Source organism: Streptomyces sp. NPDC006733, from assembly GCF_040636125.1.
In the GTDB taxonomy this organism is placed as follows: Bacteria; Actinomycetota; Actinomycetes; order Streptomycetales; family Streptomycetaceae; genus Actinacidiphila.
Map to the genome: position 1 here is coordinate 1 of NZ_JBEYJD010000103.1, position 12034 is coordinate 12034.

7 protein-coding genes and 3 pseudogenes are annotated in these 12034 nt (G+C 70.0%); 5 read left to right on the forward strand and 5 right to left on the reverse strand.

The annotated features are described in order from the left end of the window. Positions 1-11: 11 nt before the first annotated feature. Positions 12-104 (forward strand): annotated as a pseudogene (locus ABZ721_RS40380) (nucleoside/nucleotide kinase family protein); the annotation flags it as partial. A 45-nt stretch (positions 105-149) separates the two neighbouring features. On the opposite strand, the gene ABZ721_RS40385 reads toward ABZ721_RS40380, so the two are convergent. The 3 genes from ABZ721_RS40385 to ABZ721_RS40395 all read right to left on the reverse strand — a co-directional run bounded on the left by ABZ721_RS40385 (position 150) and on the right by ABZ721_RS40395 (position 6282). Then, a complete protein-coding gene (locus ABZ721_RS40385; RefSeq protein ID WP_358793831.1) occupies positions 150-3026 on the reverse strand; it encodes a VCBS repeat-containing protein in 2877 nt (958 codons plus the stop codon). Next, complete coding sequence (locus tag ABZ721_RS40390) at positions 3026-5566, reverse strand: S8 family serine peptidase (RefSeq protein WP_358793832.1); 2541 nt, start codon at positions 5564-5566, stop codon at positions 3026-3028. The genes ABZ721_RS40385 and ABZ721_RS40390 overlap by 1 nt, the downstream gene beginning before the upstream one ends. A gap of 332 nt (positions 5567-5898) precedes the next feature. After that, positions 5899-6282 (reverse strand): TetR/AcrR family transcriptional regulator C-terminal domain-containing protein, encoded by a 384-nt coding sequence (locus tag ABZ721_RS40395; protein WP_358793833.1) that lies wholly within the window; start codon positions 6280-6282, stop codon positions 5899-5901. A 136-nt stretch (positions 6283-6418) separates the two neighbouring features. On the opposite strand from ABZ721_RS40395, the gene ABZ721_RS40400 reads away from it, so the two are divergent. From ABZ721_RS40400 to ABZ721_RS40410, 3 genes and pseudogenes are all read left to right on the forward strand, one after another. Further along, the gene (locus ABZ721_RS40400) at positions 6419-6985 is read left to right on the forward strand and encodes a GNAT family protein (RefSeq protein ID WP_358793834.1); all 567 of its coding nucleotides are present in this window, start codon (positions 6419-6421) and stop codon (positions 6983-6985) included. Between the two features lie 635 nt (positions 6986-7620). After that, positions 7621-7935: a DUF6087 family protein gene (locus ABZ721_RS40405; RefSeq protein ID WP_358793835.1), complete on the forward strand. Its 315-nt coding sequence runs from the start codon at positions 7621-7623 to the stop codon at positions 7933-7935. A 162-nt stretch (positions 7936-8097) separates the two neighbouring features. Continuing rightward, positions 8098-9073: pseudogene (locus ABZ721_RS40410) on the forward strand (L-threonylcarbamoyladenylate synthase). 1006 nt (positions 9074-10079) lie between these two features. Here ABZ721_RS40410 and ABZ721_RS40415 read toward each other — a convergent pair. After that, positions 10080-10727, reverse strand: a complete 648-nt coding sequence (locus ABZ721_RS40415; RefSeq protein WP_358793836.1) for a TetR/AcrR family transcriptional regulator — start codon at positions 10725-10727, stop codon at positions 10080-10082. Positions 10728-10846: 119 nt separating this feature from the next. On the opposite strand from ABZ721_RS40415, the gene ABZ721_RS40420 reads away from it, so the two are divergent. Beyond that, complete coding sequence (locus tag ABZ721_RS40420) at positions 10847-11710, forward strand: SDR family oxidoreductase (protein WP_358793837.1); 864 nt, start codon at positions 10847-10849, stop codon at positions 11708-11710. Between the two features lie 27 nt (positions 11711-11737). On the opposite strand, the pseudogene ABZ721_RS40425 reads toward ABZ721_RS40420, so the two are convergent. Then, positions 11738-11899, reverse strand: a pseudogene (locus ABZ721_RS40425) (TetR/AcrR family transcriptional regulator); the annotation flags it as partial. Positions 11900-12034: the final 135 nt, after the last annotated feature.

A 12034-nucleotide genomic window follows, 5' to 3' on the forward strand; every position in this document is an offset into this window, starting at 1 on the left:
TCGTCCCCAGCATTCCAGGCCGCAGGGCCCTGCTGGGGTTGGCCGGCGCGCCCGCCGCGGGCAAGTCCACGCTCGCCCGGCGGCTGGTCGACGGCTTGCGGGGCACCGGGGCCTGTTCGTGTACCGTTTCAGGTGGTCGTGCGCAGGGCTCAGGAGAGCTTGAACGCCGTCATCTGGTGGATTCCGTTGTCGATGGAGAGGACCCCGCCGCCGAGCAGGTCGGCGGCCCGGTTGATGCCGAGGGCGTCGGAGTTGAGCGAGACCATCTCCTCCTTGCCGTCGCCGTCCAGGTCGACCGCCAGGTAGTTGCGGCCGCCGCGCAGGGTGGTGCTGCCGATGGACGCGTGGAAGGCGATGCCGTCGCCGACAATCGCCGGGTCATAGGCTCCTAGGCCGCCTTCGACCCCGCCGACCAGCAGCTTCTTGCCGTCGGGGCCGGTGATGAACTGTGCGGTGCGTAGCGGTGCGGTGGTGGAGGTCCACCGGTCGTCGCCGTTCGCCAGGTACTGGCGGAGCACGCCGAACCCCATCTCGTGGAGGCCGTCGTCGTCCTCGCTGGTGAAGAAGTCGCCGTGGGACCAGGGGCCGCCTGTCACGGTCTGGTGCAGCACCTCGCCGGTGCGGCCGTCGCGGATCTCGGTGACCGCGAACGGACTGGCCAGGGCGGTGCCGCTGCTGACGCCGCCGGGGACGGCCGTGATGACCCAGGTGTAGGCGACCGCGTGGCCGTCGGCGTACGGGATCTTTGAGGAGGCGAAGACGGCGTGGTCGAGCAGTGCGCCGTGCAGCTTGCCATCGACGGCGGCGGCGGGCGCCTTCGGGTCGGCCTGCCAGAGCAAGGCTCCGGTGGCGGCGTTCAGGGCGACGCCGTTTTGTACCGAGTCGCTCTGCTGCATGGCACCCAGGCCCGTGTACTGGGTGTGCACCCGGCCCTCGGAGACGACGGTGTCGGAGAAGACGACCTCTCCGGAGCCGGTCGGGGCGGTGTAGGCCCACAGCGCCGTGCCGTCGCCGTGGTAGGCGCGCAGGACGTCGGTGGGGACGAGGATTTCCTGCTTGCCGTCGCCGTCCAGGTCAGCGAGCGTCACCGAGCGGACGTACTTGCCTCCGCCGTCGACGGTGGCGAGCACCTTGCCGGTGCGGCCGTCCAGGACGATGGTGGCGGTGTCGGCGGCGACCACGACCTCGGGCTTGCCGTCGCCGTTGACGTCGCCGGTGGTGACGGCGTGCACCTCGCCGGTGACAGTGGCGCGCCACAGCTGCTTCGGGGTGCCGGTGAGCAGGGAGGGGCCGGAGTAGGCCCAGACGCCGTCGGAGTTTCCGCCCGCGACGACGTCCTGGTTGCCGTCGCCGTCGAGGTCGGCGGCCGTGGCGTAGTTGAGGTCGCCCTGCATCGGGGTGAGACTCTTCTTCTTGCCGTTGCCGAGGTTGTAGGTGTGGATGTTCTGCTGCTGGTCGACGGTGCGCACCACGCCGCCGTCAATTTGCTGGAAGCGCGGCGAGGCGGTGGTGCCGTCGGTGCTCCAGCGGACCTTACCGTTGCCGTTGTAGACAGTGAGCGTGCCGTAGCGCAGGCCGGAGACGTTCTCGGCGGTGTCGGTGGCCCGGCCGTCCTGGGAGCTGGCGACCAGCGAGCCGTCGACCACGTCGAGGCTCCAGGTGCTGGGGCCGTCGCCGCTGGCACCGTCGGCGCGCTTGGCGGTGATTGTCCAGCGGACGGTGGAGCCGTCGGCGTCCAGGACGCGCAGGGTGTTGGAGTTGACGCGGTAGGCGGTGTCGAAACTGTCCTCGGCGACGGCGTACGCGGTGCCGCCCTTGCCGAGGTCGCCGACGGTGAGCGCGGTGGGTACCACGTTGACGCGGGTGTCGAGTACGGTGCGGGCGCCAGTGGCCAGGTCGTAGCCCACCACCGAGTAGGCCAGCCGCTTGGTGTAGTCGGGCTGTTCGACGGCGACCAGGCGGTCGCGGCTGGTGTCCAGGCGCAGCATCCGGCCCATCAGGTCGCCGTCGGTCTGCCAGCCGAGGGTCCCATCGGCGGTGTCCAGCACGGAGGTGGTCCCGCGGGCGGTGCCGGTGCCGGTGGCGGCGCGGTTGAAGGAGACCGCGACCTTGCCGCCGCCGAGCGCGACCAGGTCGCCCCAGCTGGAGAGGCCGGCCTCGCCGGTGTCGTAGGTCCAAGTCGAGGACGGTGTGAGCTTGCCGTCTGCGGAGCGGAATCGGATGCCGCTGAGGGTGGCGGTGGCGGTCTTGGCGGCGCTGGTGTTCTGGCGGGGGGCGTCGGAGACCAGCAGGGTGCCGTCGACGATCCGGACGATGGTGGTGGAGGCGTACAGCTTCGACCACAGGGTCTGGCCGGTGGCACCGTCGAGCACGGTGACGAAGGAGCCGTAGGTCAGCGTGGAGCCGGGTGAGGCGAACGGCCGGTAGGGCGCCTCGCCGGCGGAGGCCGCGATTACCAGGTCAGGCATGCCGTCGCCGGTCAGGTCGCCGGTGTCGTAGCCCTGCGCGGCGCTGGAGCTGAACGGGGTGAAGAAGTTGTACGCCATCGGGATCCGCACTGGGTACGGCTCGACGTCCCAGGGGCGGAGCGGCTTGACCTGCCAGTCGGCGTAAAGCGAGGTGTTGGTGCGGGCCCAGGAGGTGGATCCGTCGGCCTGGTGCAGCTGCACGCTGCCCAGGCTGTGTAGCGTGAAGTAGCTGCTGTTCGAGCCGGCCGGGACGGTCTTGGCCAGGCCGCGGACGCCCTCCAGGGTGGAGCCTGCGGTGAAGGTGACCGCTGCGTGGGCGTCCAGGTGGTTGCCGGCGTCGCCCGCCAGGGTGGTGTCAGCACTGTCGGTGGCGGCGGCCTGCGGGTAGAGGTCTGCATTCAGTCGGGCGGTGGTGTCCTCGACCTGACGCTCGGTCATCCGCTGCACGTCGGTGGCAGTGTTGGGCTCGGCGGCCAGCGCGTAAGGGGCGGCGGTCAGGGTCAGGCCTGCGGCGACCAGGCCGGAGGCGAGCCGGAGGGCGGTGCGGTAGGTGGTCATTACTTGGCTCCCTGGGTGAAGCGGATCGCCGAGCCGTTGGTCAGGACGGCCTGGTCGAAGGAGTATTGGAGGGCATCGGTGCCGGCCTGGTTCTCGATACCGACGGTGGCGCCGAAGCCCGCCCCGGGCACGTTCTGGTACTGGAAGGTGATGGCGCCGGTGGCCTCGTCGAGCAGCACCTCGAAGCTGACGCGTTTCGAGCTGTCGGAGACCAGCGGGATGTTGTCCCACACCACGGCGAAGGTGCGCTTGCCCGCGGTGCCGGTGGTGGCGGTGGTGACGGTTGACTTCTTGTCGAGCGTCAGGTCGTCCCAGAACGGGGCGACGGCACCATTCGGCTTGTACGCGGTGGGCAGCGCGGTGTTGGCGTAGTCGCCGATCCGCGGTTCCAGGAAGTTGACCAGGCCGTTGGTGGTGACGGCGGCGCTGGTGTACTTCACGCCGTAGTACGTGACCGGGAAGGGCAGGTTGACGGTCTTGGCGTCCTCATCGCCGCTGAGCGCGACCTTGCTGCTGCCCTTGACCCAGTTGTACGCAGCCGGGGCGCAGCTGGTGCCGGAGTTGTCGGTGCGGGCCGGGGTCTGTACGGTCGTGGCGACGTCGGCGGCGACGGCCAGTGAGCCGGTGAACACGCCGTTGCAGAGCACGGGCTGGGCGGGCTTGACGGTCAGTGTGTAGCTGCCCTCGGCGACCTTGCCCAGGTTGTAGGAGCCGTCCTGGTTGGAGACCACGGAGGCGACAGAGGTGCCGGTGAGCTCGACCACGGCGCCCGCGAGCGGCTTGCGGGTGACGCCCAGGACGGTGCCGGTGACGGCGTGGGTGGCGGCGGCGGTCATCGCCAGGAGGACATCCTGCGGCTGCCCGGCGGCGGCGGTCAGGCCATTCAGGGTGAAGTTCGCGTAGCCGTAGCCGGAGGCGGCGATGCTGTAGCTGCCGGGAGCCAGCGCGAGGCGGTAGGAGCCGTCGGAGGCGGTGGTGACGGTGCGGGTGTCGCCGCCGTCTGGGGTGATCCTCACCACGATGCCGGGCAGCGCCGCGCCGGTCGCCTTGTCTGTGGCCTTGCCGGTGACGCTGACGGCAGTGTGCGGGGCCAGGTCGACGGACTTGAGGATGTCGAGCTTGCCCTCGCCCCACACGTTGTTCATGTCCGCGGTGCCGCCGCAGTGGGTGTCGTCGACGTCCCGGGCGCCGTGATTGAGCAGCGCGCGGGTAGCGTCGATGTCGCCGATGAGGCTCGGCGCGGCCGACCACAGCAGTGCGGCCGCGCCAGCCACGTGCGGGGTGGCCATCGAGGTGCCGGACTCCGCCGTGTACGCCGAACCCGGCCAGGTGGAGCGGACGCCCACGCCGGGGGCGGAGATGTTCGGCTTGGCCGATCCGTCCACCAGGGACGGGCCGAAGCCGGAGAAGTTCGCGATCTTCCCGTTCACGTCGTACGCGCCGACGCCGTAGGACGGGGCCTGCGAACCGGGGGCGTGCGCGGTGGAGCAGGTGGTGCCGTCGCCGTCGTTGCCCGCTGCGAATGCCTCGAAAATACCCGCGGAGTTCCAAGCCGCGACGATGTCCTGATAGAAGGTGGTGTCGCCACCGCCCCAGGAGTTGTTGACGATGTTCGGCGCTAGGTCTGGGCGCGGGTTGTTGCCGTTGTGGTCGGTCGGTGCCAGGATCCACTGGCCGGCCTTCAGCAGGTACTCGTCCGAGCATTGCGAGGACTCGCAGCCCTTGGCGGCGATCCACTTCGCGTGCGGGGCGACGCCGATGCCGTTCTTGGCGACCATGGTGCCCATCGTGTGGGTGCCGTGGCCGTTGTTGTCGCACGGGGTGCTGGGGGTGGCGCAGTTCCCGGTCGGGTCGTAGAAGTTGTAGTCGTTGGTGAAGGTGCCGTTGCCGTTGTTGCCGCGGTAGTTGGCGACTAGGTCCGGATGGTCGTACTGGACGCCGGAGTCGACGTTGGCGATCACGATGCCCTCGCCGCGCGCGTCGTACTGCGACCACACCTGGTCGGCCTCGATGTCATGCACGCCCCATTCGGGCGTGCCATCGCCCGCGTCGGTGACGGCGGCGGATGGCAGTAGGGTGTCGTCCAGGTGGTAGGTCTGCGCCTTGACGACCTTCCGCACGTCGTCGCGCCGGGCCAGCTCGGCGATCAGCTTCGCGTCGCCGGTGACTTGGACGGTGTTGGCGATCCAGTAGTCCTGGTGACCGACCCTCTGCTCGTCTAGGTACTTCTTCAGGGCGCTCTGGCTGCGCTGCGCGGTGTTTTGTAGCTCCCGGTAGGCGGTCTTCGCCCGCTCGACGTGTGAGCCCTTGCCCTTGGCCCTGTCCAGGTCGGCGCGGTCCTTCAGGACCACGAAGAAGGTGGCCTGCAGCCCGCCCTCGACGGCGGACCGCAGGGCCGGGTCGACCTGGGCGGGGACGGCGGGCGACGGATCGGCAGCCACTGCCGCGGGCAAGGGGGTGCTCAGCACTCCAGCGGTCGCGATCACAAGGGCCGTCAGACACAGGGCTGATCCGCGCCGGATCGGTCGGGGCAAGGGCATTGGGGATCCTCGGGGGGAGGGAGCGGGGGACGCCCGAACCCTAGGAAGCGGCCGTTACTGCGGAATTACCGGCGCGGAAATCGGGATGGGGTCCCCGATGCGCGAAGGAGCGACCCAGTCACCGAGCCGCGCCTCGGACGCCGCAGTGCCCCCTGGCCGTCATGCCGGACGTCAAGCACCTCCACCGCAAAGCGACCGACAGCCTCCTGCCGTCCCTGCGCAGCAGATCGTCGAGGCGCAGGCCCAGCACCTGGACGACAGGCAACCGCCGGATGTGGCGTCGGCCGTCTCGTAGGCGCGGCTGATCTCGTCCCCTTCGAGGACCTGCTCGCTTAGCTCGCACTTCTTGCGGTGCCGCACCGGCCCGTTGTCCGCGACCGTGGCGAGGGCCCGGGGGCGGGCACCGTGCGCACCTGCAGTGGCACCGGAGCCCTCAGGGGTGCTGAGGCGTTGGCGCAGCGGCCGTAGCGAGCGAGCACCGTTGTGATCGCCTCCTCGACGGCGTGGCTGACGTCGGCGCGTGCGGGGCTCCAGCCGGCGAGCAGCATCCGCGGCCGCAGGACATAGTTGGCGATCATGCCAAGGAACGGGTTGGTGGCGCTCTCCACGCCAGGCACCAGTGCAGAGCCCGCGGCGTGCTGGGCCTCCAGATGGTGGACGGAGATGAGGTAGGGCAGCTTGCCCAGCTCGAACTGAGCCCGTCGCAGTTCCGGCAAGCGCGGCAATCATGGTTGCGCTGCGGGTGGCCAGGGGGTTAGAACGGCGTTGTTGTCCGAAACGAGTCGTTGGAAGGTCCGCGGTCCGGTGTCTCAGGCCGCCGCGGTAACCCTCCGGGGGAGAAACACCAGATCGATGGCCATGCTCTCGCTGCCCTTCAGCACCGAACGGCTCGTTTTGCGTCTGTTCACGCCGGACGACCTCGATGACCTGTACGCGTACCAGGGCCTTCCCGAAGTCGCTCGCTACCTTTACCGGGAGCCGCTCACTCGCGAACGGTGCGCGCAGAGCCTGGCCAGGCGCGCGGCTGGCACGGCGTGGGCTGAGGACGGCGACGACCTCGTGGTCGCCGTGTGCCCGGCCGGCGAAGCGACGGTCGTCGGCGAGGTGGTCCTGAAGCTCACGAGCGCGCGAGCACGCCAGGTCGAGATAGGCTGGGTCTTCAACCCAGCCTACAGCGGTCGGGGTTACGCGACCGAGGCCGCGCGGGCGACCGCCGCGCTGGCTTTCGCCGAGTTGGACGTCCACCGACTCTTTGCCCGCCTCGACGTACTTAACACCGCTTCGGTGCGCGTGTGCGAGCGCCTCGGCATGCGCCGGGAGGCGCACCTTGTCGAGAACGACCTCGACAACGAGCGCTGGGGCAGCGAGTACGTCTATGCGACGCTTGCTCGGGAATGGAAGGCCGATCGGGCTCAATGAGAGGTCCAGGCAGCGCTGCTGGAGGGGCTTGCTCATGGGTCGGCCGTCGCGCCAGCTGGTTCTGGCGGACGATCTGATGTGGAGTGCGGAGCCTCGGTGCAACGACGTCGTCTGCTCAGACCAGTCGTTCACCATGGGAGCTCCGCTGTTCGGTCAATGTGGCATCAGCCGCGAGATCGCGGTAGCCGAAGGTGCTTTTGCTCCTGGTCATCTGGGTGGGTTGACGCGGATCGTGCCGTTCGAGATGGTCGATGAGGTTCTCGCCGAGTGCGAGGTGGTGCAGCAGCGGCTGCGGAACCTGCCCGCCGGGTGGCGGCCTCCCTGCTGCTGGCTGCGGCGCTGTTCGAGGAGTGCGACTGCCTCGCGGTGTGGTCCAAGCTCAACGCTGGGCTGGAGCCCCTGCCGTACCCAAGGCCACCGGCACTGCGCGGTGGCACGCCCGTGCCCGACTCGGGGTGTGCGTCCGACGCGCGCTGTTCGACCTGGTGCGTGGGCCGGCGTCCGCGATCCGCACCACGGGCACCCGCTGGAGCGTGCTGCCAGTGGTCGTCATCGGCGGCACCTATCACCCTGGTGTCGCCCTCAGAGGGGTGTGCGGGTGGCGTGTTCGACGGCGGCTACGCCATGCTGGCGCCATGAGCGAGGAACCGTTGGAGAGCTGGGCGCAGCGGCGTGCGGTGGACCGGGCCCGCAAGCTGGGCCGGTTGCGTGCCCGCACTTTGATGCCGGGTCCGGAGCGGGCCTCCCACGTCCACCCCGAAGCCGAGCGCGTCATCGAGCAGTGGGACGGCTACCAGTGGGTTCCGCTGATGGTTGCCGCGAACCTGGCGGTGACCCAGCCGCTGATCGTCGCACCGGAACCGGTTGACGAGCGTCCCGCCCGGTGGGACCGGCCCGCACTGGGCGAAGGCACCGGCAGGCACCGCAAACCGAAGCGGCCAGCAGGATGATCCTTGGCCGACTGGACCCGCTTGGCCGGTAGGAGGAGCTTGCGACCGCACACTGCGGCGTGGCATGCGAAGAGGAACATGTGAGGCGCACAGCTTGGTGCTCCTGTGGTGCCGGGGTCAGCTGGCGTCGGGGTGGACGGAACCGTGAGAGGACGTACGAGGGTGACGGCAGTAGCCACGGAAAGCGAGAGGGCGGCGGGTGTGCTGCGCGCGGGGGCCTGGTGGCCTTGCCGACCGAGACCGTCTACGGACTGGGCGCGAACGCGGAAGACCCCGTTGCCGTCGCGCGGATCTTCCAGGCCAAGGGTCGGCCGCCCTCGCACCCGCTGATCGTCCACATCGCCGCCACGGACCAGCTGGACGACTGGGCCGAGGAAGTGCCTGCAACCGCGCGTCTGCTGGCCGAACACTTCTGGCCCGGTCCGCTGACCCTGGTCCTGCGGCGCGGCCACCGCGTGCCGCTCGAAGCGACCGGTGGCCTGGAGACGGTGGCCGTGCGCGTGCCCGACCACCCCGTGGCTCTCGCGCTGCTGTCGGTCTTCGGCGGCGGCTCACGGCCCCGTCCGCCAACCGTTTTGGCTCGGTCAGCGCCACCACCGCGGACCATGTCAGGGCGGAGCTCGGTGACGCCGTCGATTTCGTTCTGGACGGCGGCTCCTGCCAGGTTGGCGTCGAATCGACCATCGTCGACGTCACGGGCGAGATCCCGAGCATCCTGCGGCCAGGCGGGGTGAGGCGTGAGGATCTCGAAGCGGTGCTGGGGCACCCGGTCGCGGTCCCGCCTGCGAGCGGGGTCCGGGTGCCGGGCCAGCACCCGTCGCACTACGCGCCGCGTGCGCGGGTCGTCCTCGTCGAGCCGGAGAAGGTCGTCACCGAAGCCGAGCTCGCCCAGGAGGTCGGGCACCAAGTGGGCGTCTTTCTTCCCCCGTCCCTCGCCGGCGCTGCGGTGAAGGCCCGTGCCGTGGTGGCCTTGCCTGGTTCGCTGGACGCCTACGCGCACGGGCTGTACGGGTTCTTGCGCGAGCTCGACCGGCAGGGGTGCGATCTCATCGTCGCGTCCCTGCCGGTGGAGGAAGGGCTGGGGTTGGCGATCGCCGATCGGCTTCGCCGCGCCGCAGGGCCACGGCCTTCCGCGTGAACGGCCGCGGCCGGGGCGGTCAGGATGCGGTGGGGACCGCGTCGAGGCTGCGGGTGGCGACGGATTGGGCGCCGCCGTCGGCCAGGCGGTAAGCACGGTGCGGCGGCCACCGCACCGGCCAGGAAGCGGGGGCGCACCAGGAGTAGATCCAGGGTGTCCTCGATGTGCTCGGCCAGGATCTCTCCGTCCGTCTAGCGTCCGGCGGCGCGGTTGCGAGCTCGCTTGGGGTCACCCGTTCGGCAAGGTTCCGGACGAAGCCACCCGGTGTGCACCCGGACCCAGGGCGGAGTAGGCCGCCGCCGCAGCCACGGACACGGCGCTGCGCGCCGCCGCCGACACACGCTCCGCTTGCGGGGATCTGGACGGATCGGGGGCTCTGGCTGCCGGTCGCCCTGGTCGGGGAGGTGGCCGCACCGGCCGGCGGCCATGGGGTGCGCAGCGAGCTGGTGCGGGGTGGCGGTGGCCGAGGATCCACCGGGGAGCGGCTATGGCGATACCTGCGCGCCGCGCGGCCCGCCGACGGCCTGCCTCACGCCGCCCACGTTCGCATCGCACCCGCCCCATGACACGGCTGAGAACGCCCCACGGGCTGGAGGTCTACGACGGCATCGACCGGGTCGCGGTGGCGGGAGCGCCCGTGGACGGCATCGGTGTTGTGGCGGATCGAAGTGTCAGCACCCCCGCGCAGCAAGGGGGTAGGACGCGCTCTGTTGGGCTCCGCCCTGGACGTGTTGACCAGTCTGGGCGCCACCGAGGTGATCTGCTGTGTTCGACGACGATGTTCCGGCGGGAGACGACAGGGACCGCACCGCAGCGAATCGCCTCTACGATTCAGCCTCTCCACTGTCCACTACAGCGGCGTGCGCTACCGGTTGCGCACCACCTTCCAGCAACGCCGACGCGTGGCCGGTGTCTCTCGAACGCGGAGGGCGGTGATCTGCCCCGCCGGATGACATGCGGTGCTGCGGCGCGGTGCATCCCCCGCGTTCGTGGGGGAGCGGGAGACTCAGGTCTGTGGGAGGTTTCCTTCGGGCTCGCGCGCTGAACCGCGCGGGCGCAGGCCGTGCAGGACGGTCTCCACCAATTGGTCGGTGTATTCGACGGTCACCGGTCCGGTGCGCTGCAGCCAGCGGTTGAGCAGGGGGCCCCAGAAGAGTTCGACGGCCAGGTCCAGATCGGCGTGGGGGTCGAGTTGCCCGGCATTCTGGGCTTCGCGCAGGCGCGCGCGCTTGAGCTCTTGCATCGGTTCGTGGAGGCGCTGCGCGTACGTCGCCGCGAGTTCCGGATCGTGGACGATCTCGGTGTGCAGCGCGCGCATGGGGGCGTCGTAGCGCGGGTCGTTGAGCTCGCCCACCGTGGCGCGGAGTACGGTTTTGAGATCGGCTTCGAGGTCACCGGTGTTGGGGAGCGCGGGGTCCCCGCTGACCGGGTCCTCGCTGAGCAGGAGGAACGCGTCGAAGAGCACGGCGCCCTTGGATGGCCACCAGCGGTAGATCGTCTGTTTGCCGACGCCGGCCCGGGCGGCGATCGCCTCGATGGTGAGTTTGGCGTAGCCGGTCTCGCTGACGAGGTCGACGGAGGCGGTAAGAATCGCCCGGCGCGACGCCTCGCTGCGGCGAGTCGCGGTGTGAGCGCTCTTGGGTGAGGTGGGCACGTCCCGAACGTAGCACGAATCGAGACGAGACGGATCGTCTTGACGGTATGGAGTGGCCCGCATAAGGTCATCCCGTACGAGACGCAACGTCTCGTCTCGACAATTGTTGGGAGCACCCCATGCGCACCTCAGCCCGACATGCCGACCGCGTCTGGTTCATCACCGGTGCGAGCCGGGGCCTGGGCCGTTCCTTTGCCGAGGCGGCCCTGGCCGCGGGCGACCGCGTCGCGATCGCCGCACGCACCACCGGGCCCCTGGAAGAGCTGGCCGCTGCCCATCCCGGGCGCGTGCTGCCCCTCGAACTGGACGTCACCGACCGCGAGGCGGTATTCGTGGCCGTCGACCGGGCGGTGGCCCGGTTCGGGCGCATTGACGTCGTCGTCAACAACGCCGGCATGCTCTCGATGGGGATGGTCGAGGAGTTCAGCGAATCCGAGGCCCGTGCCCAGTTGGACATCAACTTCTTCGGCGCGCTGTGGGTGAGCCAAGCGGTGCTGCCCACCCTGCGCGAGCAGCGGTCCGGGCACATCGTGCAGATCTCCAGCATCGGAGCCCTGGGCGGCTTCCCGAGCACCGGTCTCTACAGTGCCGCCAAGTTCGCCCTGGAGGGGATGAGCGAAGCGCTCGCCCTGGAGGCGGCGGGCTTCGGGGTGAAGGTGAGCATCGTCCAGCCGGGCGGCTACTGGACCGATCTCTACACCGCGATGCACAGTACGCGCACCCTGGAGACGTACGCGCCGCTGCGGGCGGACCTGCAGAAGCAGTTCGCGCAGGGGTCCATCGACAGTGACCCCCGGCTGGCCGCCCAGGCAATCCTGAGACTGGTCGACAGCGCCGATCCGCCGCTGCGTCTGCTGCTTGGCAGCGTGGCCTACGACCTCGCGTTCGACATATCGCGCAAGCGCATGGAGACTTGGGCCGCGTGGGAGCCCGTCAGCCGCGCCGCGGAACAGGCCATTTCCGTGCCGCCCCCGGCCTCCTGACGCGGGGCCGGCCCCTGCATGAGGGGCTCACACCGCGGGGATTCGCCGATTGATGTCCACCCGGCAGGTTTCACACGGCCATGCGGCAGATCTCGGCCTGGCGCCACCGAGGAACGAGATGTGCCCGAGCACCCCCAGGACGACAAGGCCGTGCAAGTGTCCCCACGCGCTCACCAGTAAGGCGGTCGCAGGCAGCAGACATGCCCCAGGCCGTACTGCGGGAGTTGTTCTACTGACCTTCCAAGCGTAAAGTCGTCATGGCGGGATCGTGGCTGGTCGGAGGCGGGTGCCGGTGAGGCATCCGTCGATGATGTCGCTGCGGTA

Coding starts and splice junctions, on each gene's coding strand:
- ABZ721_RS40385 (WP_358793831.1), bottom strand. CDS start 3,026: ATGACCACCTACCGCACCGCCCTCCGGCTCGCCTCCGGCCTGGTCGCC.
- ABZ721_RS40390 (WP_358793832.1), bottom strand. CDS start 5,566: ATGCCCTTGCCCCGACCGATCCGGCGCGGATCAGCCCTGTGTCTGACG.
- ABZ721_RS40400 (WP_358793834.1), top strand. CDS start 6,419: ATGGCCATGCTCTCGCTGCCCTTCAGCACCGAACGGCTCGTTTTGCGT.
- ABZ721_RS40405 (WP_358793835.1), top strand. CDS start 7,621: ATGAGCGAGGAACCGTTGGAGAGCTGGGCGCAGCGGCGTGCGGTGGAC.
- ABZ721_RS40420 (WP_358793837.1), top strand. CDS start 10,847: ATGCGCACCTCAGCCCGACATGCCGACCGCGTCTGGTTCATCACCGGT.